Source organism: Aquirufa sp. HETE-40SA (assembly GCF_054558635.1).
Genome location: NZ_JBPXKN010000002.1, coordinates 448245 through 471511, shown reverse-complemented (window position 1 = coordinate 471511; position 23267 = coordinate 448245). Strand labels below are relative to the sequence as shown.

27 protein-coding genes are annotated in these 23267 nt (G+C 43.0%); 9 read left to right on the top strand and 18 right to left on the bottom strand.

Annotation, left to right across the window (positions count from 1 at the left end):
* Positions 1 to 50 precede the first annotated feature (50 nt).
* The 5 genes from ACRZ9O_RS07525 to ACRZ9O_RS07505 are packed head-to-tail and all read right to left on the bottom strand — an operon-like array spanning position 51 to position 5329.
* Positions 51 to 299 (bottom strand): hypothetical protein, encoded by a 249-nt coding sequence (locus ACRZ9O_RS07525; RefSeq protein WP_459457897.1) that lies wholly within the window; start codon positions 297 to 299, stop codon positions 51 to 53.
* Positions 300 to 350: 51 nt separating this feature from the next.
* Positions 351 to 2054 (bottom strand): M3 family oligoendopeptidase, encoded by a 1704-nt coding sequence (locus ACRZ9O_RS07520; RefSeq protein WP_459457895.1) that lies wholly within the window; start codon positions 2052 to 2054, stop codon positions 351 to 353.
* Between the two features lies 1 nt (position 2055).
* A complete protein-coding gene (locus ACRZ9O_RS07515) occupies positions 2056 to 3102 on the bottom strand; it encodes a 2Fe-2S iron-sulfur cluster-binding protein (RefSeq protein ID WP_459457893.1) in 1047 nt (348 codons plus the stop codon).
* A 1-nt stretch (position 3103) separates the two neighbouring features.
* Positions 3104 to 4597: a glycoside hydrolase family 10 protein gene (locus tag ACRZ9O_RS07510; protein ID WP_459457891.1), complete on the bottom strand. Its 1494-nt coding sequence runs from the start codon at positions 4595 to 4597 to the stop codon at positions 3104 to 3106.
* 30 nt (positions 4598 to 4627) lie between these two features.
* Positions 4628 to 5329, bottom strand: a complete 702-nt coding sequence (locus ACRZ9O_RS07505; protein WP_459457889.1) for a response regulator transcription factor — start codon at positions 5327 to 5329, stop codon at positions 4628 to 4630.
* 66 nt (positions 5330 to 5395) lie between these two features.
* Here ACRZ9O_RS07505 and ACRZ9O_RS07500 point away from each other — a divergent pair, with 66 nt between their 5' ends.
* Positions 5396 to 6478, top strand: a complete 1083-nt coding sequence (locus ACRZ9O_RS07500) for an AI-2E family transporter (RefSeq protein WP_459457887.1) — start codon at positions 5396 to 5398, stop codon at positions 6476 to 6478.
* Here ACRZ9O_RS07500 and ACRZ9O_RS07495 read toward each other — a convergent pair.
* The 3 genes from ACRZ9O_RS07495 to ACRZ9O_RS07485 are packed head-to-tail and all read right to left on the bottom strand — an operon-like array spanning position 6456 to position 8902.
* On the bottom strand, positions 6456 to 7193 hold the full coding sequence (locus ACRZ9O_RS07495) for a LytR/AlgR family response regulator transcription factor (protein ID WP_459457885.1): 738 nt from the start codon (positions 7191 to 7193) through the stop codon (positions 6456 to 6458). The genes ACRZ9O_RS07500 and ACRZ9O_RS07495 overlap by 23 nt on opposite strands.
* Before the next feature lie 7 nt (positions 7194 to 7200).
* Positions 7201 to 8247 (bottom strand): sensor histidine kinase, encoded by a 1047-nt coding sequence (locus ACRZ9O_RS07490; RefSeq protein WP_459457883.1) that lies wholly within the window; start codon positions 8245 to 8247, stop codon positions 7201 to 7203.
* Between the two features lies 1 nt (position 8248).
* Positions 8249 to 8902: a histidine phosphatase family protein gene (locus tag ACRZ9O_RS07485; protein WP_459457881.1), complete on the bottom strand. Its 654-nt coding sequence runs from the start codon at positions 8900 to 8902 to the stop codon at positions 8249 to 8251.
* Positions 8903 to 8947: 45 nt separating this feature from the next.
* On the opposite strand from ACRZ9O_RS07485, the gene ACRZ9O_RS07480 reads away from it, so the two are divergent.
* Together ACRZ9O_RS07480 and ACRZ9O_RS07475 are read left to right on the top strand one after the other, a co-directional pair.
* Entirely contained in the window at positions 8948 to 9370 is a 423-nt protein-coding gene (locus ACRZ9O_RS07480; protein ID WP_459457879.1) for a hotdog fold thioesterase, read from the top strand.
* On the top strand, positions 9367 to 10455 hold the full coding sequence (locus ACRZ9O_RS07475) for a chorismate-binding protein (protein WP_459457877.1): 1089 nt from the start codon (positions 9367 to 9369) through the stop codon (positions 10453 to 10455). The genes ACRZ9O_RS07480 and ACRZ9O_RS07475 overlap by 4 nt, the downstream gene beginning before the upstream one ends.
* Here ACRZ9O_RS07475 and ACRZ9O_RS07470 read toward each other — a convergent pair.
* Genes ACRZ9O_RS07470 through ACRZ9O_RS07440 form a run of 7 tightly spaced genes read right to left on the bottom strand, consistent with a single transcriptional unit; the run spans position 10444 to position 16494 of the window.
* A complete protein-coding gene (locus tag ACRZ9O_RS07470) occupies positions 10444 to 11763 on the bottom strand; it encodes a hemolysin family protein (protein ID WP_459457875.1) in 1320 nt (439 codons plus the stop codon). The genes ACRZ9O_RS07475 and ACRZ9O_RS07470 overlap by 12 nt on opposite strands.
* Positions 11750 to 11968 (bottom strand): hypothetical protein, encoded by a 219-nt coding sequence (locus ACRZ9O_RS07465; protein ID WP_459457873.1) that lies wholly within the window; start codon positions 11966 to 11968, stop codon positions 11750 to 11752. The genes ACRZ9O_RS07470 and ACRZ9O_RS07465 overlap by 14 nt, the downstream gene beginning before the upstream one ends.
* Position 11969: 1 nt before the next feature.
* Positions 11970 to 14519: a cytochrome c biogenesis protein CcsA gene (gene ccsA, locus ACRZ9O_RS07460; protein ID WP_459457871.1), complete on the bottom strand. Its 2550-nt coding sequence runs from the start codon at positions 14517 to 14519 to the stop codon at positions 11970 to 11972.
* 1 nt (position 14520) lies between these two features.
* On the bottom strand, positions 14521 to 14964 hold the full coding sequence (locus ACRZ9O_RS07455; protein WP_459457869.1) for a cytochrome c maturation protein CcmE domain-containing protein: 444 nt from the start codon (positions 14962 to 14964) through the stop codon (positions 14521 to 14523).
* Positions 14961 to 15170: a CcmD family protein gene (locus ACRZ9O_RS07450; protein ID WP_459457867.1), complete on the bottom strand. Its 210-nt coding sequence runs from the start codon at positions 15168 to 15170 to the stop codon at positions 14961 to 14963. Before ACRZ9O_RS07450 ends, ACRZ9O_RS07455 begins: the two co-directional genes overlap by 4 nt.
* Positions 15170 to 15838: a cytochrome c biogenesis protein CcsA gene (ccsA, locus tag ACRZ9O_RS07445; RefSeq protein ID WP_459457865.1), complete on the bottom strand. Its 669-nt coding sequence runs from the start codon at positions 15836 to 15838 to the stop codon at positions 15170 to 15172. Before ccsA (ACRZ9O_RS07445) ends, ACRZ9O_RS07450 begins: the two co-directional genes overlap by 1 nt.
* The gene (locus ACRZ9O_RS07440) at positions 15826 to 16494 is read right to left on the bottom strand and encodes a heme exporter protein CcmB (RefSeq protein WP_459457863.1); all 669 of its coding nucleotides are present in this window, start codon (positions 16492 to 16494) and stop codon (positions 15826 to 15828) included. Before ACRZ9O_RS07440 ends, ccsA (ACRZ9O_RS07445) begins: the two co-directional genes overlap by 13 nt.
* A 101-nt stretch (positions 16495 to 16595) precedes the next feature.
* Between ACRZ9O_RS07440 and ACRZ9O_RS07435 the strand changes: the two genes are divergently transcribed.
* Both ACRZ9O_RS07435 and feoB read left to right on the top strand, forming a co-directional pair.
* Entirely contained in the window at positions 16596 to 16823 is a 228-nt protein-coding gene (locus tag ACRZ9O_RS07435) for a FeoA family protein (protein ID WP_459457861.1), read from the top strand.
* Positions 16824 to 16826: 3 nt separating this feature from the next.
* Entirely contained in the window at positions 16827 to 18953 is a 2127-nt protein-coding gene (gene feoB, locus ACRZ9O_RS07430) for a ferrous iron transport protein B (protein WP_459457859.1), read from the top strand.
* On the opposite strand, the gene ACRZ9O_RS07425 is transcribed toward feoB, so the two are convergent.
* Both ACRZ9O_RS07425 and ACRZ9O_RS07420 read right to left on the bottom strand, forming a co-directional pair.
* A complete protein-coding gene (locus ACRZ9O_RS07425) occupies positions 18950 to 19399 on the bottom strand; it encodes a PaaI family thioesterase (protein ID WP_459457857.1) in 450 nt (149 codons plus the stop codon). The two genes, feoB and ACRZ9O_RS07425, sit on opposite strands and share 4 nt — an antisense overlap.
* An 18-nt stretch (positions 19400 to 19417) precedes the next feature.
* Positions 19418 to 19837 carry a DUF2147 domain-containing protein gene (locus ACRZ9O_RS07420; RefSeq protein WP_459457855.1) on the bottom strand — a complete coding sequence of 140 codons (420 nt, stop codon included), beginning with the start codon at positions 19835 to 19837 and terminating at the stop codon, positions 19418 to 19420.
* Positions 19838 to 19963: 126 nt separating this feature from the next.
* Here ACRZ9O_RS07420 and ACRZ9O_RS07415 point away from each other — a divergent pair, with 126 nt between their 5' ends.
* From ACRZ9O_RS07415 to ACRZ9O_RS07405, 3 genes are read left to right on the top strand one after another with little or no spacing between them, the layout of a single operon-like run.
* Positions 19964 to 20725: a phosphosulfolactate synthase gene (locus ACRZ9O_RS07415; protein WP_459457853.1), complete on the top strand. Its 762-nt coding sequence runs from the start codon at positions 19964 to 19966 to the stop codon at positions 20723 to 20725.
* Between the two features lie 5 nt (positions 20726 to 20730).
* The gene (locus ACRZ9O_RS07410; protein WP_459457851.1) at positions 20731 to 21360 is read left to right on the top strand and encodes a VTT domain-containing protein; all 630 of its coding nucleotides are present in this window, start codon (positions 20731 to 20733) and stop codon (positions 21358 to 21360) included.
* 1 nt (position 21361) lies between these two features.
* Positions 21362 to 22120, top strand: coding sequence for a shikimate dehydrogenase family protein (locus ACRZ9O_RS07405; RefSeq protein ID WP_459457849.1), 759 nt, complete (start codon positions 21362 to 21364; stop codon positions 22118 to 22120).
* Here ACRZ9O_RS07405 and ACRZ9O_RS07400 read toward each other — a convergent pair.
* Positions 22117 to 22620 (bottom strand): phosphoribosyltransferase family protein, encoded by a 504-nt coding sequence (locus tag ACRZ9O_RS07400; RefSeq protein ID WP_459457847.1) that lies wholly within the window; start codon positions 22618 to 22620, stop codon positions 22117 to 22119. The two genes, ACRZ9O_RS07405 and ACRZ9O_RS07400, sit on opposite strands and share 4 nt — an antisense overlap.
* Positions 22621 to 22717: 97 nt before the next feature.
* Here ACRZ9O_RS07400 and ACRZ9O_RS07395 point away from each other — a divergent pair, with 97 nt between their 5' ends.
* Complete coding sequence (locus ACRZ9O_RS07395; protein WP_459457845.1) at positions 22718 to 23266, top strand: YcxB family protein; 549 nt, start codon at positions 22718 to 22720, stop codon at positions 23264 to 23266.
* Position 23267: the final 1 nt, after the last annotated feature.

Here is a 23267-nt window from a genome sequence, read left to right as displayed (position 1 = left end):
CACAAAAAAAGCCGGATAAACCGGCTTCTTTAAATCTATGTGAACAGGACTTAGTTTCCTTGATTGATCGCTTTTCCTTTGAATAATTTCTCACGGATGGAATTCGCTTTCACTTCTAGTTCTGGCTTCGCATCGTATTTCAATTTTGATTGAGCCGCTGCGCTGTCTGGGTGAACGCCGTACACATACTCATCGCCTTTGCGCACGTCTTTTTGTTTGATGGTATTGTTTTTTTGGTAATCACAAGAAGTCGCTACCGCTAAAACCGCTACTAAAGAAAGTAAATTTGATAATTTCATAAGGCTGTGTCAATAATTATTTGCAAAAATAAGGAATAGGTCTTCGTTCGCCTAACTTTCCTCAATTTTTTTAATTTGATCCGCTAAAAAGTTCATCAATTCCTGGATATAAGGTTTACTGAAATTGAATTCGATGCCGGCTGTGGCGTAAATCGTTTTCATCGGTTGTGTATATCCAAGTGAAAGCGCGGCGATGTATTGCTCGAGGGCTTTTTTCGGATTTTGACAATAATTACGCCAAACCGCCAGCGCCCCTAATTGCGCAATTGCATACTCAATATAGTAGAAAGGTACTTCGAACAGGTGTAATTGTTTTTGCCAAATATTCGACCGCACCTCCGCTAATCCCGTCCAATCCGTCACCGAATCCGAGAATTTCGAAACGATTTCGTTCCACTTCTCTTCGCGCTGCGCGACCGTATGTGCAGGGTTTTCATACACCCAATGTTGGAACGCATCAATGGTCGCCACCCAAGGAAGTGTCTCTAAGATGTCTTCCAAGTGTTTGATTTTGGCACGTTTTGCCTCTTCCGGATTCGTAAAATAATGTCCCCACAGGTCCATCGTCATCAATTCCATACTCATCGAAGCCAGCTCAGCTACTTCAGATGGGAAATTACGGAAGGAATTTAAGGCTAAGTCTTTGGTCAAAATACTGTGCACCGCATGCCCGCCTTCATGTAACAAAGTAACCACATCGCGCACCGTTCCCGCCGCGTTCATAAAGATGAACGGATAGCCCGTCTCCTCTAAGGGATAGTTATAACCGCCAGGATTCTTCCCTTTGCGCGAGTCTAAATCGAAACGATCCAATGTCACCATTTCCTTTAGGCAGTTACCTAAGAACGGATCCATCTCGTTGAAAACGCCGATCGTCTTTTTCAATAATTCCTCACCCGTTTCGAATGGTTTCAAAGGTCCGCGACCCAACGGATCCACCGCCTTATCAAAAGGTTTCAACGCATCCAAGCCCATCTCTTCTTTGCGCTTCGCCGCCGCCTCGTTCAACAAAGGAACAACCGTTTCAGCCACCGCCTCGTGGAATTCAAAACATTCCGCCGGACCATAATCAAAACGGCCTAAGCTCGCGAAGGCATAATCGCGGTAGTTTTCAAAACCCGCATTCAAAGCCACTTGATGGCGCTTATCGATCAAGGAAGTATACAAATCGTTTAACTCATTTTTAATAGTTAACCGTTTCTCCACCATGATGCGGTACACAGACTCGCGTTCTTCGCGATCAGTTGATTCTAATAGCGCCCCCGCTTGTTGCAAGGTTTTTTCCTCCCCTTTAATCGTCACCATCAAGGCGCCGGTTAAGGCCCCGTAATTGGTTTCTAAATTTTGTAATTCTGTGAATAAGGGAATATTTTCCTCACAGAAGATCTCGATCGCCTTCTTCATTCCGCGCAACATCACTGGGAATCCCGTTTCCGTTAGTTCGTTCACGAAGGGACTTTCGATCACTTTCTTATTCCAAGCATCGTCGAAAACAGAGGCATTGGGCATGATTTCGTTCACAAACTGTGCGTAGCTCGTTTGCAAGGTCTCGTTTTGGTTATCGCATGACATTTTGATGTAGCGCCACGCGAAGTTTTCCGATAGATAGGATTCTAATTCGGATCTATTCGCGCAAAAATCCCGTAAATCAGCAATGCTGGAGATTTCCGTCGCACTCAATTTTTCAAAATAAGGCAAAACCGATTCCCACGTACTTAACTGAAAATCTGCCGGTAAAAATGTTCTCTGTCTCATATTAATCTAAGTCAATCACCACGCCAGCGCTCAATGGATGCGCTACGCAGGTTAAAATATAGCCCTTCGCGATTTCGCCTGGGGTTAAGCCGTCTTCCTCGTCCATTCCCACTTTTCCGCTTTGACATAGACCCATACAAGCCGTACACATGCCTGCTTGGCAAGAATAAGGGATGTCTAAGTCTGCCTCCAAAGCCGCTTCTAGAATGGTTTCGCTCGGTTGAACGGTAATTTTATGTTCTTTCCCTTCGTAAATCAAGGTCACTTCCTGCGTTTGCAACGAGCCATCCTCTTCGGCCTGCTCCATCGCCTCACTAGCCACCAAACCAAAAGACTCCTGGTGAATCTGACCCGCCGGTACATCAAACATCGCTAAAGACGATTGTACCTCCGTCATCATTCCTTGCGGTCCACACAAATAATAATGCGCAGACGCGATGTCAAGACCTAATTCCTGCTTTAAATAATAGACGATCGAAGCTTGATTAATTCTGCCTTTCAAACCTGGCCAATTCGCCGCCGGTTGAGAGATAACGTGCAATACTTTAAAACGATTTGAATGCGAGGATTCCAATGAATCCAAAACCTTTTTGAAGATGATTTGGTCCTCGTGACGAGAACCGTAGATCAGGTGAATTTTAGACAAAGGTTCACCGTGAAGGATCGTTTTGATCATGGACAAAAGAGGCGTGATGCCTGATCCAGCCCCCACGAACACGTAGTTTTTAGAAGAAGCAGAATCTGGTTCCACGGAGAAATTTCCCATCGGTTCTAATACCTCCAGGCTATCACCCTCTTTCAAGGTATCGCACAGAAAGTTAGAAACTAAGCCTCCTTCTATCCGTTTTACGGTGATCGCAGGAGACATATCGGTCTTCGATGAAGACGATAAACTATAACTTCTGCGGACTTTTTTGCCCTCGATCTCGGGGATAACGGTTAAGAATTGACCCGATAGATAATGCAGGGCATCGTGAATCGGTTGCCAAAAATGGATCGTCTTCGTGTCGATCGTTTCTTCCGTAATTTCTTTAATTTTTAAATGCATATTAATCGCTGCTAGCGGGTTTAATCCAGGCCATCGCGCTCGGTCTGCTCTCATTGTGCAGACGATCGAAGGCGGTCACCGTGAATCCATAACCCGGTTTAAGGTCATCTTGTTCTAAAATTACTTCATTTGCTTTACCCTTGTACACGATATTGCGCGGGTCCTCCAGGTATTTTTTGTCTTGCTTCGGGATACGGTAGACCACATAATAGGAAACGGGATCTCCAACATCGGATTCCTCTCCTGCTTGCCATTTCAGTTTATTAGTGGCTAAGAATACTTGTGTGGGCGCGTGAGGGGCAATGCTATCGAGCCATGGAGTGGTCGGTAATAAAGCGGGATGTGCAAAATAATTCGAGCGAAGGGTATCTCGAAATGCCTTCTTGTTTTTTGTCAACGAAGTCGAACTGTAAAAAATCAATCCTTCGCCTTGAGACATGCTTCGGCTAATCTCCACCTGCTTTTTCATTTCTTTGTTTGACCACACATCTCCTAAATGATACGAAGCCATTCCAAAATAGACCGGTTTCCCATACGAATGCGCATTCCACCAATCCGCTAATGGTTTAAAAGGCGCCACCCGATGCGTCGTATCCCAATACAGTTGCGGCGCGATATAATCTAACCAGCCTTGCTTCAGCCAATGATCCGTATCGGCATATAAATCATCATAGGATTGCAACCCACGCGTAGTAGGCGATCCATTCACCGGATCAGACGTTTTATGTCGCCAAATCCCAAAGGGGCTAATTCCAAACTTGATTTTCGGATTCGTTTTGCGAATCGTTTCGGATATTTCCTGAATCAAGGCACTCGTATTTCTTCGCCTCCAGTCTGCTTTAGACTCACCCGCATGCCGGTATTGCAAGTAGGTATCTTCATCATTTAATTTTGATTTCGGATCTGGATACGGATAGAAATAATCATCAAAGTGAATGCCATCCACATCGTAATTCAAGATGATGTTCCGCACTAAACCTGCGATATAGTGACGCGCAGCTGGGATCCCAAAATCAAATAACAATTGTCCACCATAAGATAAAAGCCATTCTGGGTGCTTTCTGGCCACGTGCTCCGAACTTAAAAGTGACCGCGATGACATGGAGGCACGATTCAAATTTAACCAGGCATGAAATTCCATCCCTCTAGCGTGGGTCTGATCAATCATAAATTCCAAAGGATCGTAATAAGGACTAGGCGCCTGCCCTTGTTTTCCAGAAAGGTAGGTGGTCCATGGTTCCGCACTTTTCGCATAGAGCGCATCGGAAGCCGTTCTGATTTGCACAAAAAGGGCATTGATTCCCGTTTTCTGATGGGAATTCACTAAATCAATAAATTCGGTTTTTTGCTTAGCACCGTCGTAATTGCGTGGACTAGGCCAATCGATGTTTTGGACGGTCGCCACCCAAACTCCCCTTAACTCGCGTTTAGGTCCCTGCGCTAGAACACAGGTAGAAAAAAGACAAAAAATAAGGATTGAAATTAGGCGCATCATTCGGGATGCAATTTACCTAAAAATGGGCAATTAGGCTTTCTCGATTGAAAATAAATAGCCTACACCCTTCAATGTTTTGATGTAATATTCTGGAATTTTCTCGCGCAATTTGCGGATATGCACATCCACGGTGCGTTCCACGACGAAAACATCTGATCCCCAAACCTTCTCCAATAACTCATCTCGGTTAAATACCTTATTCGGGTTTTTCGCTAGGAAGGAAAGTAATTCGAATTCCTTTTTAGGTAAAATTAAGGCGCGACCCTGAAATGTCGCGGCATATTGCACGCGGTCAATGACTAAATCGCCAATAGAAATAACGTCGTTTTTCGATTCAGGAACCGCCACTTCACGCGTTAATAAAGCATTGATGCGGCTGATTAAGGCACGTAATTTGATGGGTTTTACCACGTAATCCGTGGCTCCACTCTCAAAAGCGGCGATTTCCGTATACTCTTCACCGCGTGCCGTTAGGAACAAGATGAGTGTATTTTTGAATTCGGGATTTGATTTAATTTGGCGGGCTGCCTCGATACCATCCATTTCGGGCATCATCACATCCATGATGATTAAATGAGGCTGGAAAGATTTAGCTACTGTAATAGCTTCTTTTCCATTCGTGGCTTTTGCTAAAAGAAAGTTTTCTTTTAGTAAATTGTATTCCAATAACTCCAAAATGTCTGCATCATCATCTACGAGTAGAATTTTGTATGCGGATGAAGCTGTTGCCATAGTTTTGAACGGATTACGACACAAATATAGAAAGTTGTATGTTATGGAATTGTTAATTTATTAGATATGTCAAACCACATCGCTTACTCGTCTAGATTATCTAGTGCCCTCTTATCGATGTCCTTAATCATTGCCGCGGCCTATGTATTACAGGACTTATTGATTTTACTTTCTTTTGCGCTCGTCTTGTCTCTTTTGCTTTTGCCTGCGAGTAAGTTGATGGAGGCCAAAGGTTTCCCTCGCGCCCTCGCCATCTTCATCGCTATCCTCCTCACCTTCGCACTTATTTCTACCTTGCTCTTTGTCGCAGGAGTACAAATTATGGAATTCTCTTCAGAGTTTCCGCTCTTTGCAAAAAAAGCGGAAAAGTGGATTTCCAGCTTGCAATCCTTTATTTCTGCTAATTTCAATATCTCGCGCCGGAAGCAAATGCTAGAGCTGAGTAATGAGCTGATGGCCTTGTTGAAAAACTCCGGTGTCATTATCAGCACAACGTTTTCGACGGCTATGCACGCCATAACGGCCTTGATTTTAGTGCCCGTCTTTACTTTTTTCTTCTTGTTTTACCGCGATTTCTTTGAAAGCTTTTTGCAGAAAGTATTCCCTAAAACGGAAGCCCAAGTTTTAACAAAAGTGATGGAGAAAACGGGGTCGGTGGTCCAAGGATATTTGGTTGGATTATTAGTAGTTATGCTGATAGTGGGTGTGTTGAACTCGGTTGGTTTTTGGTGGATTGGTGTGGAGTATCCGGTGTTTTTTGGGTTTTTGACGGGTATCTTGTTGTTGATTCCTTACATCGGTATTTGGATAGGAGCGTTGTTACCCATCATATTAAGTTTGGTGACGCTGAGTCCATCGCACGCGTTAGCCGTGGTGGCATGGGTAGCGGCTGCGCAGTTTATTGAAGCGAATTTCATTACGCCGCTAGTGGTGGGCTCGAAAGTAAGTATGAATCCGATGGTCGCAATGCTGGCTTTGTTATGCGGGGAATTGCTGTGGGGAATACCAGGGTTAATTTTAGCGTTGCCGCTTACGGCCGTCATGAAAGTGATTTTTGATTCCGTCCCTCATTTAGAACCCTATGGATTCTTGTTAGGAGAGGCCCCTGTCCGAACTGCTAAAAGTACTAAAGAGACAGAAGCTCCTTAAAACGGATCGATTGACGACGGGAAATTTCGATTTTTTCTGCTTTGTCTCCCTTTAAGGTTACTTGCAAGCCGCCGGAAAACCACGGTTCGATCTTATCGATGAAGTTCAGGTTTACGATGTGCTTACGGTTGCAACGGAAGAATAACTTCGGATCTAAGCGTTCCTCTAAGGAATTGAGGGATTTTAATACGAGGGGTTTCTGATCGTCAAAAAACAAACGAACATAATTTCCCATCGATTCGCACAATCGCACGCGGTCTAAACGAACAAACCAACATTTCTCGCCGTCTTTCACAAAAATCTGATCATTTCCTCCTAAAACATGGTTAGTAGTTGCCGATTTTTCCGTGCTGGTCGGTCGCTGAAAACGGGACTCTAATTTTTGAATGCTTTCACTTAAACGCGCTAATTCGATTGGCTTCAAGACATAATCGAGGGCATTTACTTCGAATGCCTTTAGTGCATATTCATCAAAAGCTGTCGTAAAGATAATTTCCGGCAAGAAGCCATCCCATTCTTCTAACCATTCAAAACCTGTTTTACCAGGCATTTGGATGTCTAAAAAGACCACATCAGGTTGTAATTCCTCAATGAGTTGACTCGCCTCATCGGTATTCGCTGCTTCACCGATCACTTCGATGGACGGAAAATTTTCTAATAAACGTTTCAGTTCATTTCTAGCAAGGCGTTCGTCGTCTACGATGATGGCTTTCATATGGAATTTAGGCTATTGTTTCAACAAGGTACGGAATCGTCACGGAAGCAAGGACTCGATTTTTGTCCAAAGGTTTTAAGTCAATATGAGCGGTCTCCCCGAACAATAAGGTGAGTCGATTTTGGGAATTGATCAGCCCTATACCTGTAGATTCTCCGCGTGCTTTCAAATGTCCCGGATTGATCACCTGTAATTGAATTTGATCACCGATGAGCTCACCCTTGATTGCGATTAAACCCTCCTTCGAAGAATGCGCAATCCCGTGCTTGATGGCATTCTCGACCAAAGTTTGCAACAACATAGGGGGAATTTGAGCTTGATTTATTTCTTTCGTTACGTCTACTTTCCAGGTCAGCCTCTCTTCGTAGCGGATCTTTTCTAGGTTGAGGTAGTCGATAATCGTGTCTAATTCCTCCGCGATGGAAATCGTCTTTTTACGCTCGGTTAAAAGAGAGCTGCGGAGCAGTTTAGAGAGTTGGTTAATTCCTTTTTTGGCCTTCGACGGATCTTCTGTGATTAAGGCGCGAATGCTGTTTAGGGCATTAAACACGAAATGAGGATTCATTTGAGCACGCAATACTTTTCCCTCCGTCTCCTGAATCGCTCGTTCCAGCTGATTATTTTCGCGCTCCATCACGAGCTGCTTTTTTGAATATTGGAAGAAGAAATAGATTAACATCCAAATCGCCAGCGGCTTCATAAAATTGAAGAGGTATTGGGTGATGATGAAAGGGCTTATTTGGACTTCAAAATTCTCTCCTAATAAGTATTGGTCGATGGGTAAATTTAACGCAACCAGGGAGGAGGCCATAATACAAAGAGCGATGAAATGATTCCGCAACATCGCAAAAAGAGGCAAATCCTGCCAGGCGAAATGCTTCGCCACCCGTTTGTATTGGTGTGTGAGTAAGATGGCTAACGAAATGTTAGCTAAAGATGCATATAACCAGGCCCAATGCCAGCCATATTGATTCGTATATAACACCGCCTCATTGAGAATCCATGCGATCCAACCGCCGCATTGAAATACCCAATACATTCGTTGACGTAACATATTACATGGATTCTGGTAAATCGCTTAAGTGAATAATGCAATTCCCTTTTACTAGCTTAAATTCCTGCGCTGCATAATCGTATTGCAAATGGTAAAGGCAAAGGTTTTGGTGCGCGTAATTATCCATATGGTGAAGCGGCGCATTAAATAAATGGGTGAGTAAAACCCGCATCGCGCGTCCGTGCATCGCAATCAATATGGCTTTTTCTTCTTTACGGGAAAGAAGAAGGTCGACGACCGGTTTTTGGCGTTCTAATACCTCGATGGGACTTTCGCCTTCCTCGGATTGCACGTGGACATTCCCCTCGCGCCAGGTTTTTGTTAGATTTTTGTAGTATAAATCGTCCTCCGTATTGGGGGATTTTCCTTCCTTATTACCCCAAGAAATTTCGTTTAAGCCTGCGTGTTGCTCCCATGGCAAACCTTTTTCGATGAAGCCTCTCACCGATTGATGCGTTCTGCGCAAAGCTGAGGTATAAATTTTATCGATCGGAAGATCTTGGTAATGTGCGAAAAAAGCTGCGGCCTGCTTTTGGCCTAAATCATTCAAATCTGCATCAATCCCGCTGCCTTGCACGACCCCCTTGCGATTGTATTCCGTTTCGCCATGGCGAATCAGGTAAATATCTTTCACTAAATCAGGTTGAACGTGCATGATAATCGTATTTTATTCCGAATTTTAGCCAAAATTACGAAATATATGTTTAATACTTCCATCTCGCTGGAGACATTGAATTCGATGTCAAAAGGTAATATGATTGAACATCTGGGGATTGAGTTTACAGAAATTCAAGCTGGGTATATTAAGGCAAAAATGCCTGTCGACCACCGAACAAAACAACCTTTAGGTTTGTTACATGGGGGAGCTTCGGTGGTTTTAGCAGAAACCATCGGAAGTACTGCCGTGGTTTTGGCTTTGAAAGATCCCATGAAGGAAACGGGAGTGGGGGTTGAGATCAATGCAAACCATTTAAAGTCTGCTAGAGGGGGCTACGTAATAGGCACTTGTGTGCCCTTGCGCATAGGCCGTACTATGCATGTATATGAGATTAAAATTCACGACGAAGAAGAAAATTTGATTTGTGCTAGCCGTTTAACGGTGGCGATTATACCATTAAAATGAAACTAGGATTAGCGTGGGAGGAGGGAATGGTAAAAGGGGCAGCGATGGCTGCTTGGAGCTTGCCGCAGGGTAAGGAGGCCTTTCTTTTACAAGATTTTTCTGGTGGATCCACACTGGAGGAAGGCTGGAATCTAGCTGATTTAGATGCTGGTTTCTTAGCCGCGCCTTTTATCGGGCTTCCTTATTTTCTACAAGCGGATTCGTTAACTTCATTTCCTATTCATTCAGCTGAGCGAACGAAACCCTACGTAACACCCACCGAAAATTCAGCCAAAAAAGGCGAATTTATGACCTGGGTGGCGGAGGCCATTCATGCCATCAAAATAGGGCCTTTGCAGAAAGTGGTTATATCCAGAACGGATGAAAAAGATTTGCCGGTTGATTTTAATGTGGTGACGGCACTCGAAGAATTACGTTCCGCCTATCCCAATGCCTTTGTATGTGCTTTGTCTATTCCTGCCTTAGGCGGAGTTTGGATGTGTGCTACCCCTGAAATTTTAGTGGAGCAAAATGCAGCCGGCATATTTCGCACGATTTCCTTAGCAGGTACTCAATCGGGAGTAGACGCCGATGGGTTTGCCATTTCGCCTTCCCAGGCTCGTTGGTCCCAAAAAGAGATCGAAGAGCAAGCCTTCGTCAGTCGCTACATCATCGATTGCTTCAAAAAGATTCGATTGAGGGAGTATACCGAAATAGGGCCTAAGACGATCTCCACCGGAAATTTATTGCATTTGAAAACCGAATACATTGTCAATACAAAGGCAATGGATTTCCCTCAATTGCCTGGTTTGATGTTAGGCTTGTTACACCCAACTTCGGCTGTTTGCGGAACGCCTAAACAAGAGGCCATCGATTTTATTTCAGCGACAGAAAAGCACGAGCGTTCCATGTATTCCGGCTACTTAGGGCCAGTGAATTTGATGAACGCCACGTATTTATTTGTGAATTTGCGTACTGTAGAAATCAAAGAAAATCACGCGGTATTCTACGCCGGGTGTGGCATCACGGAGGATTCTGATCCTGAAAAGGAATGGCAGGAAACCCAGATGAAATGCCAGACCCTGCAGCGGGTATTAATGAAGTAATTCCGAAGATGGAGCTGGAGTAATCTTGCCGGTTATCAGTACTTTGACCGTATCAATTCGAGCGTCAGTCGTTGTTAAGATTTGGAATTGGAAAGGCGCTAAGGTAATCATCTCATTGACTTGCGGAATATCCTCATACAAGCTAATCAGCATACCTCCTAAGGTTTCGTAATCTCCCTCAGGTAAATTCCATTCGTATTTTTCATTCAAATAATCGATCTCGTGACGACCAGAAAGCACGAATGTAGTTTCATCGATTTGCTTTTCAATCCAGTCTTCTGAATCATCGTACTCATCTTGAATCTCCCCAAAAATCTGTTCCATCACATCCTCCATACTCACTAGTCCACTCGTCGACCCGAATTCATCAACGACTAAGGCAAGCGACTTTCTTTCTTTCGAGAACTTGATCATTAAATCATTCGCTGGCATCGCCCCTGGGACAATTGGAATGCTTGTTAGAATGGATTGAAGATCTTTTGGTTTTTTGAATAGGGCCAAAGAATGGCAATAGCCTACGACCTCTTCTAAGGTTTCTTTGTATACTAAAACCTTCGAGTGTCCACTCTCTAGAAAAACTTCTTTCAATTTCTCAATCCCATCTTCCATGTCAATAGCCGTTATTTCGGTTCTAGGAATCATGCAATCGCGTACTTTTACTTGCTTAAACTCAAGCGCGTTGTGGAAAATCTTGTGATCCACTTCGGCCTCTTGTTCGGTAGAAACTTTGCGGTTCAGGTTTTGGAGATAATGGTTTAAATCCGTTAAACCGAAGGCCGGCTTCTCCTCCGAATAACTTAAGCGAAGGACTTTCGTAATGAACCATTTGGAAAGGCCCACTGTAACCCAAACTAAGGGAAACATCAAGGTGTAAATTACCCAGATCGGAATGGCTAAAAATTCTAGAATGGCATCAGGATTAATTAAGAAGACACTTTTGGGGGTGAATTCCGACGTCATCAAGATAAGAATGGTGGCCACGATCGTCGCGATTAAGCGGGCCAAAATCTCATTAATGGACAAGAAATGCAATACGACGTGGTGTAAAAATTCCTCCATGAAAATACCATAGGCCACTAGGGATAAGGTATTTCCGATGAGCATCGTACCGATGAAGCGGGAGGGATGCTGGTTGAAATTCGCAATAATTTTAGCACTCAAAATATCTTGCTTTGCCTTGAGTTCAAAGTACAGTTTGTTCGAGGATACGAAGGCCATTTCGACACCAGAAAAGAAGGCAGAAAATACCATCGAGGCGATGATTCCGATGATTTGGGTATTATCCAAACTGATACTACTTGTTTCCATCTTTCTCTTTTTTTACCCTTTCGTTCTTCGCGTATTGGTAGTAGAACAAGCAACCTACTCCATACATGAGCCAGCCATAATGATAAAATATTCCTGCCCAAAACTGTCCCTTTAATTCAGCTGGAGTAGGGCCATTCAAATCGATAATCCAAATCAAAATGAATCCGATTGCGGCTGCTAAACTTAAGATTTCTTTCTTGCCCATATTATGCGGTGGTAGCAGGTTTCATTCGGCGGTAAGTAGCGATAAATAAACCGATAAATACCAAGATGGATCCGATCCAAACTAAATTAATATACGGCTTCTCTAATGCTTTCACGACAATTAATTCCTGTTGTGTGGTATTCCAAGCAAAGCCAAACTCTTGAGATTGTGGGTTAATACCTGTGAATTTAATCTTAATCCCGGTTTCTTCGCTTTCGAAGGCTGGCGTTGCCACCATTCCCCCCTTAATAATGAAGATAGGGCTCAGTGTAAACTGCTGGGAGTTTTTGCCCAATACTTGGAAGTTTGCTTGCACCGCCGCATCGTTTGCGCCTAGTTCTACACCATCCACATTCGTTACACGCGTCACATCTTTCAGAACAGCTACAAAATCATTTATGAAGAGGGTATCTCCTGTGGTAACTGTTTTATTTTCTGTTTGAGACCATTGTTTTTCAGATCCGGCCTCTGCTGCTAAGCGGGGATCTAAGGACACGTAGGTGTAAATATCGTGGTTCCACGCATGTTTCACATCTGGAGAAATCGCAGTGCCCATCTTCGGGTTTACCTGCCATCTTGGGAAGAGCGAGACCGCTTTTCCTTCTTCATTTTTGAACTCTAATTCGTAATAGGTATTTTCCGGTTCTACGGTTACAGTGTCACCTTTGCTCGCGATTTTCACCCCATCGCGTTCGATGTTTTTCAAAGCCACCGCGTGGAAATCACCCTCAATTATCTCAAAATCATTCTTATTAAAGTAGCCTTTGTGTCCGCGCACCTCGATGCGGCGTCCTTTGTAAGTAACTAAATAGTCCTGCATTTGGGCTCCTTGACCTAACCAAAGAGGCAGGTTTTCCTTGTTTTCCTTATTGTTGTCCTTCGTGAATTCCTCCACTTTCGTGCTGATCGCGAAACCCGATCGGTTCAGCGATACGACTTTGGAATAACCCGTGGAGAATAAAATTCCGATTAGCATGATCGCTAAACCCACGTGGGCAATGGCACCGCCAGCTAACGAGAACCGTTCGCGAATTAAGAACCACATGATTTTAAAGTTCGCTAAAACGGCAAACAAACTACTCCAAAGCAAAGCAATGTACGAAAACGTATAAATCTTACCGATATTGATAAACACAACGCTCAACAAAGTCGCTGCCAAAGCAGGGCTAATTAATGGCTTAAATGTCGTGCTTTGCTTGATTTTCCCCCACCAAACATACTGACCGATTCCACTCAAAATGGCTACGGCCAAGAAAATCCAGATTTGGATTTTGCTGTAGTGTTCCGCTTGGTCTGCTGGTAAGGCGATGTTAGAAAGAATGCCAAAAGCCTCAGCGATCTTATTGTATACCGGAATCGAAGTTGTAAACGTTAATTGGAAAGCGGATAGTCCTAAAACGGCCGCTCCCACAAATACCCAAAATTCCCGGTTATAAGTGCCAAGTTCTTTTTCATCTTTAGGCAAATCTTTCCAACGGTAGATTGACATACCAATCGCCACTAAAAGGAAGGTTCCCATGTACAACAATAGCTGTCCGGAAAGACCTAAATCCGTAAAGGAGTGCACCGAGGCGTTTCCTAGAATCCCGGAACGGTTCAAAAAGGTGGAATAAAGCACCAAAATAAAAGCCGAAATCACTAAGATGATGGAGGTTTTTAAGGCCGAACTAGAAGTCTTATAAGCGATCATCGTATGAATGGCACCTAGTAAAACTAACCATGGAACGAACGAAGCATTTTCCACAGGGTCCCAGTTCCAATATCCCCCAAAGTTCAAGGTCTCATAAGCCCAGTAAGCACCCATCATAATACCAATCCCTAAAACACCCGCACTAAAAAGTGCCCAAGGCAAGGCTGGCATCACCCATTCCGTCAATTTTTTCTTCCACAATCCCGCAATCAAATACGCAAAAGGAACTAAAGTCAATGCAAATCCTAAGAATAAGGTAGGCGGGTGAATCACCATCCAATAGTTTTGTAATAGCGGATTCAAGCCACGGCCATCTTTGGGAATAAAATTTGGCTGCATGCTCCAAACCGGAAGATCCGGCTGCGCCTCACGCAATAATAAGAAAGGAGAGGACCCTATTTTCAAGTCTATCCAAGGGATAATCACCCCTAAAATCATCGAAGTCAAGAATGTCTGAACCAGTGCAAAAACCGTCATCACAGGAGACTCCCACTTCGGGTTTTTTATCATCAATAACAGTCCTAAGACCGCTTGCCAAAAAATCCACAACAAAAACGATCCCTCTTGGCCCTCCCAATAACAGGAGATCATGAACATCGTAGGCAATTGCAGCGAGGAGTGCGTAAACGCGTAATGGTACTCGAAATAATGGTTGTAAATGATCACGAAAAGGCTAGACGCCACCACGATCACAGAAATGAAATGCAGTCCGAATAAAACGCGAGCTGTCATCTTCCAATCATTCTCTAATTCATTAGCAGCCTGCGTTGATTTAAAATAGGCAAAAGTCGCTAGAAGCGCCGTTACGAAGGAAATGATGACAGATAAATGTCCGACCGAACCGATGGTTTCGTGTATCATATTAATTTTTTACTGCTACTGAGGCGCTTGAGTCTGCTGATATTTTACCTTCTTGGTACTTAGAAGGGCACTTTAAAAGAATATTATCGCAATAGAAAATCTTATCCGAATGCATACTTCCTACTAGAACAATATTTTCTGATTTCTCAAAATCCTGTGGCTTCGGCGCGGCATAAACCACTTGATTTTCCCGGCCTAGACTGTCTTGTACTAAAAATTCCAGACGATTAGCATCGACGGCAGGATTGTAATTTAATCCTATAATATTGCCTGATGCGTCCTTTTTTAGCTTTCCTACCACATGGACCTTTTGGTTCGGATCCTCCAGTGAAATACGCTCTGCTTCATCGAAAGCTACATAAGTACTTACATCCGCCGTGGTAATCATAATGATTCCAATAGCTACCGCGATTAATATCAACCCAATGATGTGTGTCTTTTTCATTTGTTACGTTTTTCTAATTCAGTGACTTTTCTCTCCAAACGGAATAAATAGGCAAATAAGCCAATCAATACAACGCTAACCACCGCGATCACCACATAGATTTTTCCATCTGCACGGAATTGATCTGCCATCTCGATATCACTCGCTTGAGCGTTGGCCGTAAAACTTAACGTAAAACTTACTAAGAATAAAAAGAATGATTTCATTATAACTCGTTTTGTTGTTCAATGTTTTTAATGCGGATGCGCAATTGCGCGATCCAATAGCCCAATAATGTCCAACCAATAACCGCTGGATAAAACACCATTCGCATGCGGTTATCTAAGTCCATTTTGGAAAAAGCAGGATTTCCGCCATTTCCTGGATGCAATGAATCGGTCATCCGCGGCAAGATCCAAATCAAGACCATAAAGATCACGAAGGCAAAGATGTTATAAACAGAAGAGATACGCGCTTTTTGCATCTCATCTGGCATGGACGAACGCACTAATGAATAAGCTAGGTAGATCAGTAAGCCGATGGCCACCGAATTCAATTTAGGGTCGTTCGTCCACCAATCACCCCACGTAAACTTTGCCCAAACACTTCCCGTAATCAAACCTAAAATCGCAAACACCATTCCCACCTCCACATAGGTACTTGAAATTAGATCGGATTTCAAATCAGATTTGCGCAAATATTGAATCGAATGATATACGGATGTTCCAAGCAAGAAGATCATCGTGAACCACATGGTTACGTGAAAATACAGATTACGTATCGTCTCGTTCAAAATCGGTTGGCGCGGCACTTGTCCGTTAAAACCGGCATAGACGGTGTAGATCAATAAAATGATCGACAAAATTTTCCAATACTGGCGTTTTAATGTTTCCATATATACGGGAAAAGGATCCCAGAAAATACAATGACTATGATATCTAGCGCTCCTAAAATGGCGATCTCATCCCAGTTTTCTGAGAGCGAGATGCCGTCTAAGGCACTTTTAGATAATTTCAATAATAATAAAAGTAACGGAATGATGAGAGGAAAGCTCATCACCGCCATCAAGGTGGCTGAATTTTCTCCCTGCGCCGCGATTCCTGCGACTAAAGAAAGCGTCGAAGCAAACCCAATTGCGCCCAAAAGAAGGGAGATTAGGTAGAGTGGCATATTACCCACCGGGTTACCCATTACCCAAGAATAAAAGAAAATACCGACCAATGAAACGCCCAACATGACCAAGGTATTATAAATGATTTTACTAAAAATCACCGATTCTGGCTTCGCAAAGGTGTAATAGAAGATGTTGCGGTTCGCAGATTCTTGTGTAAAACTCTTGCCCACTGCATTCACGGCAGAGAATAATAGGATGATCCAAAACAGCGTATTCCACATAATCGGGTGGATGGAATGTTGCTTTGCTTTAAAGGATAAATAGCAGATGAAAATCGTCGCCGCTAAATACAGCACTAGCCCGTGGATCGCATACTTGTTGCGCCACTCTAATTGCATCTCTTTGCGAATTAACACGAAAATTTCAGTTAAGGCCATGAACCTGCAATTTACGACAGAAAAAACTATTTGTATCATTTTTTAGCTCAGAAATACTTAGTACATTTGTGTCTAATTTTGAATTATTCTAAATAGTGAGCATGGCAAATTTGGCCGACTTGAAGATTGGTGAAAAAGGGGAGATTGTGGGCTTCACGGACGAATTGCTTTCTTTAAAGCTATTGGAAATGGGATGTTTGCCAGGAACTGAAGTCCTATTGACTCATTTGGCACCTTTCGGCGACCCTATCGCCATTCGCGTTTCTGGTTCATATACCCTCTCTATGCGGAGAGAAGAAGCGGAAACGATGTTGATTAAACGAACTTAAATTTTGGCAAAAACACCTAAAATAGCACTGATTGGCAATCCCAATGCAGGAAAATCCTCTCTTTTCAATTCCTTAACGGGATTGAATCAGAAGACGGGTAATTTTCCGGGGGTGACGATGGAGAAGCTGACGGGCATTTGGGAATTAGAACCTAAACGTCCGGTAGAGATTTTAGATTTGCCAGGTATTTACAGTATCTACCCGAAGTCCATCGACGAGGAATTAGTCATTAATATCTTAGGCGATCCCAAGCATCCTGATTTTCCGGATATGGCGATTGTCGTCGCTGATGCCTCTAATCTAAAGCGCAATTTACTCTTATTTTCACAAGTGAGAGACTTAGGAATTCCGACAGTCTTAGCTTTGAACATGATTGATGTGGCTGAAAATGAGGGTTATGTCATTAACTCCATCAAATTAGCGCGCGAGTTGAACGTGGAAGTAGCCGAGGTAAATGCTAAAAAAGGGATAGGCCTAAATGGATTAAAGCTAGCTGTTATTAAGACCTTAACGAATCGCTATGCCTCTAATGATGCGTTGCCTTTACCTATTTCAGAGGAACTTATTCAGGACGTTCAAGCAGAATTCGAGGAGGCCGAGCCCTACCGTTCACTATTGTGGTTAATGGAACATGATCGCATGAAGATGTTCTCGAAACAGCAAAGGGAGTTGTTAGATGCTATTCAAGCTAAACACCAGTTTTCAGGGAAAAAATACCAGTCGGAAGAAACGGTAAAGCGTTACGAACAAATAACCGAAGTCGTGGATCGCTGTGTGATTAATTTAAATCGCCAGTGGGATGCGGTGCCTGTTAAAACCTGGACGGATCGTTTAGATAAATTCTTTTTACATCCGGTAGGCGGCTATGTATTCTTTCTAGCTATTCTTTTTGTGATGTTCCAGGCGGTATTTACCTGGGCGACTTACCCAATGGATGCGATTGATGGCGGTGTTGCTTCGTTAAATGATTGGCTGAAAGGGATCTTGCCTGCCTCCGCTTTGACGGGATTATTGACAGATGGTCTGATTGCCGGTATTGGGGGTGTGTTGATTTTTATTCCGCAGATCGCCTTCTTGTTTTTGTTTATCTCCTTGTTAGAGGAAACAGGTTATATGTCGCGCGTGATGTTCATTATGGACAAATTGATGCGTCGCTTTGGCTTGAATGGAAAGTCGGTTGTGCCCTTGATTTCGGGAGTTGCTTGCGCGGTACCGGCGATCATGAGTACGCGTTCGATTGGTTCGTGGAAGGATCGCTTGATTACGATTTTGGTGACACCTTTGATGTCGTGTTCGGCTCGTTTGCCTATTTATACGGTTTTAATTGCCCTGGTGGTGCCAGAGAAAAATACGTTGTTTGGCTTATTTAACCTGCAAGGTGTTGCCTTGTTCGGGTTGTATTTGTTAGGGTTCTTCATGGCACTGGTTTCTGCCTGGGTGATGAAAGTGATTTTGCAGGCCAAAGAAAAGAGTTATTTCATCATGGAATTGCCTACCTACAAGGGCCCTCGATTTAAACACGTAGCCTTGACCATTTGGAATTCGGTGAATGCGTTTGTGTTTGAGGCGGGTAAAATTATTGTGGCTATATCCATTGTTTTATGGGTGTTAGCGAGTTATGGACCTGGGGATGAGATTTCCAAAGCAGAAACCAGAATTCGCCAAGAAAATCCAACTTTAACGGGTTTAGGATTAGAGAATAAAATTTCAGCTGAGAAGTTAGAAAAGTCCTATGCGGGGCATTTTGGGAAGTTTATCGAGCCAGCGATTCGACCACTCGGTTATGATTGGAAAATCGGAATTGCCTTAATCACTTCCTTTGCAGCCCGCGAAGTATTTGTGGGGACGATGTCCACCATCTACAGTATGGGAGGCGAAGTGGACAATGAAAATGCGACCATCAAAAATCGGATGCGTGCGGAGATTAATCCAGCGACTGGAAAGCCGATGTATGATGCGGCGCTTGGATTCTCTTTATTGATATTCTACGCTTTTGCGATGCAATGTATGAGCACGCTGGCTACGACTTACCGCGAAACAAAATCGTGGAAGTATCCTTTGATCCAGTTTAGCTATATGACGGCTTTGGCCTATTTATCAGCCTTCGCCGTCTACCAACTGTTATCTTAGAAAGAAAAGGGAATCGAAGTTGCCGCTAGGTTACTAACTCCTTTTGCGAGCAATTTGCCTTCGGCATTGTGTAATTTAGCCTCGATGTTTGCCACCTTTTTCCCTACCCGGTGAATTTCCGTAGTAACGGTAATTTTCTCGTTTGCCTTGGCGCCGTATAAAAAATCGATGTATAAATTGATCGTCACATACAGGTGATCAATCTTAGCGGTGATCAAGGTCATCCCCATCATCTCGTCTAACATCGCTGAAATAACACCCCCATGAATCACACCTGCGTGGTTTAGGAAGTCAGGGCGCACAACAAATTCAGCGGTTAACTTGCCTGCTTCAGCCTTCACCAAGGTTCCATCTAACCATTTTCCAATGGGCGCTGGATTTCCGTCAGCGATTTTCTTGTTTAAATTTTGATTGAGATAAGCTAATACTTGTTCGTTTGGTTCCATTTTAGGCGGTATATACTATTAAGATCGAGACCAGGTAGATGTTCTTCCAAACATCGAGATTCCTACGAAACCACGAATGTCCAGTGTTTTGTTCCCGTTTTTAATTTTTAGAATACAATCGTAGGTTTTACCTGAATTCGGATCGTAAATAGTTCCATTTTCCCAAGAGGATCCAGTGAACTTGAAGTTTTTTAAGATGACTGCACCTAATAATTCACGACCACGTAATTTTTCGTCTGGATTTTTCCCATCTCTTCTGCCAGTTGTTTTACCCCAGGAAATTTTTCCGAAGTATTGTTCGCCTTGTTTGAAAATGATAATTTTTCCATCTTTTTCCTGTGAAAGCCATTCTCCAAGAATAGCATCAGCGCCTGAATTGGCAAAGCTTGAAAGGGAAATTAAAACGAGTGTGATAAGGGAGAAAATAGTTTTTTTCATCTTTTTGAGGTTTTAGTGAAACAAATATACAAACGAATCTAGTTTATCAGGTTTGTGGCAATCAAATGGAATGCTTATTTTTGTAGATATTTGGCACAAAACCGTACCAATCCATTAATAAACTATATGAATTATCATTTAAATCAAATTCCTGAACGTACAACTAAACCGCGTCAAAAAGGTTTAACGATGGTGATGGATAAAGGACTAAGTCTGCGTCAAGTAGAAGATTTCTTAGAGACTGGCGCTGATTATACCGACATCGTGAAATTAGGCTGGGCAACATCTTATGTCACACCTAATTTAAAAGAGAAATTAGCACTATATAAATCAGCTGGTATTCCGGTCTATTTTGGAGGCACGCTTTTTGAAGCCTTCTATATCCGTGGTCAATTCGAGGATTACCGTCGTCTTTTAGACGAATTCGGTATGGAGCATGCAGAAGTTTCGGATGGTTCGATCGAAATGGAGTCTGACATTAAGTGTGAATTAATCCGTACGTTAGCTACTCAAGTAACTGTACTTTCTGAAGTGGGTTCTAAAGATGAAGCAAAAATCATCCCTCCCTACAAGTGGATCAAGTTGATGCGCATGGAATTAGAAGCTGGTGCTTGGAAAGTAATCGGAGAAGCGCGTGAAGGTGGTAATGTGGGTTTATTCCGTGCATCTGGAGAGGTTCGCCAAGGATTAGTAGAAGAAATTTTAACGGAAATTCCCGAGGAGAGAATCATCTGGGAGGCGCCGCAGAAGTCGCAGCAAGTTTGGTTCGTGAAACTCGTTGGAGCGAACGTAAACGTTGGAAATATTGCTCCTCAGGAGGTTATTTCATTAGAAACGATTCGTTTAGGATTACGTGGCGATACGTTTGACCACTTCTTAACGAAATAGTTCGGATGCTACAACTTTTGTTAGATCTCTTAAAGGATCCCTTGACTTTTTTGTCGGATTTCATTGCCGCTCACGGCGCATTGACCTATGGTCTCTTGTTTGCGATTGTATTTGTAGAGACCGGATTAGTCGTAATGCCCTTTTTGCCAGGTGATTCCCTATTATTTTCGGTGGGTTTATTAGCTGCGGCAAGTGGTGAGTTATCTTTAGGTACGGTGATTCCCTTGTTGATCGGGGCGGCTCTTTTAGGGGATCAAGTCAACTATTTTATTGGTAAATACTTTAGTAGTATCATTCGAGAGCGCGAACAGGTCTTGTTTTTGAAGCGCAAACATATTGAAGAGACAGAGGAGTTTTATGCTAAATATGGCCCGAAAACGGTTATCCTGGCGCGTTTCATTCCTATTGTTCGTACCGTAGCCCCTTTCGTGGCGGGTGCGGGTCGCATGTCTTATCCGGTCTATTTGTTGTACGGCTTTTTAGGGGCAACCCTGTGGGTCAGTAGTATCTCTGCGGCTGGGTATTTCTTAGGTGACAATGAATTTGTGAAGGCAAATTTTGAAAAAGTCGTTTTAGGAATTGTAGGTGTTTCTGTTCTTCCTATTGTTTGGGGATTGATTTCAAAACGCAAATAAGATGGCTATCTCACATTTATATGGTCTGATCGGCTATCCATTAGGTCATTCTTTTTCCAAAGCCTATTTTACCGAAAAATTCGAAAAACTGGGTCTCTCTGAAACTCACGCCTACGAACAATTTCCCATTCCTAGCATCGAGGAGTTCAAGTTGATTCTAGCGGCTAACCCGAATCTGAAAGGACTAAATGTGACCATCCCTTACAAGCAATTGGTGATGCCTTTGCTCGATGAGATCGATTTAGCGGCCGCTCAAATAGGCGCCGTCAATACGATCAAAATCGCCGCTGACGGATATACCCGTGGATACAATACCGATTATTGGGGGTTTCGTACGACGGTCGAGTTTTGGGACAAATTCAAAAACTTTGGATCTCTAAAGGCCTGCGTTTTAGGGCAAGGTGGTGCTGCGAAAGCGATCATCGTGGCCTTAGAGGATATGGGATTCGAGGTGATTAAGGTTTCTCGTCAGGCATCAGATGAAACGGTAAGCTACGAACAAATGCCTGAGTTGATGGAGGAAATAGGGTTGATCGTCAATACAACTCCACTCGGAATGTTCCCGAAGGTGGATGACAAGCCACCTATTCCTTATGAATTGCTAAACAAGCAACATTATCTATACGATATCGTCTACAATCCATTAGAAACTGCTTTTTTAAGAGCGGGACTGGACCAAAAGGTGGGAGGCATTTATGCCGGATTGGAGATGTTGCAAGGCCAGGCCGATAAGGCTTGGGAGATTTGGCAAAAAAACTAAGCTAAATACACTCCTCTTTTTGCAGGATCAGTTAAGATCACTTGGACATGCTCAGAGAGCGTCGTTGAAAGCTCGTATCCTTTGTAATCGGCTGATATAGGGAAGCGCTTGTAGTTCCGATCCACGATCACAGCTACTTGTATGCGTTTTACGTGCATGCTCAGGAATGGAGCCAAACTGTAAGAAAAAGTGCGGCCCGTATTCAAAACGTCATCTACCACGATGATCACCTTATTTTCTAGGGCATCTGTCCCTCCTTCGAATTTCACCGGGCGCTCGTAGGGAAGCTCTTTATTTAAGTCAATTTTGACTGGAATGGCTTTAATCTTGGAGATGCTTTTGATTTCCTCACAAAGTATTTCTGCGAATGCAAAACCCTCACCTACAATACCCGCAATAACAATTTCGGTCTCTTCGAAGTTATTCTCATAGATCTGGAAGGCGATTCTCCGGATCTTTTGAAGAAGGGCAGGGCCATCAAGTACTTGTTTGGCAGACATAGGGATTGCTTTAATTCAAATTGTACGCTTTAAAATTACCAAAATTATCCAATTTTCGTACCTTTACGCCTAAATTAGCGTTTAAAAATCATTTCATATGTCTAAAATGTACGGTGCTCAACAGCGCCAAATGCAAGCACCTTCGAATCCATTAGCGATTAAAACGAAGAAATTCGCATTAGAAAAAAACAAGTTTGTAGGCTTGTGTATGCGTCAGCTTTTCTCTAACCAATGGAAGTTTGCGTTTATTCCCTTAGTACTTGTTTTAGGTAATGTGGCTTTGAATTTAACCGGAACGTATAAAAACTACTGGATCTATATTTTCATCGCGGTTGGTGTCATCGGATATATTCTTTTCTGGTTGATTCAATTTACCGGTATCACGCAATTAGCACAATACAAGCAATTATTTGACAAATACCGCTACGAAATCGATAGCCGTCAAATCTTCATGAAGCTTTCTGACAAAGAAGGCGGAATGATCAAATGGGATATGATTGTAGGAGCGTATAAGGATAAGGATTCGTATATTTTGGAAATGGGTAAATACCAATTCTTGCACTTGCCATTTAGCGTATTCAATAACGATAATGACAAAAAGTTACTGGATAAAATTTTGCGCGACAAGGGATTTTTGAATTCCTAAG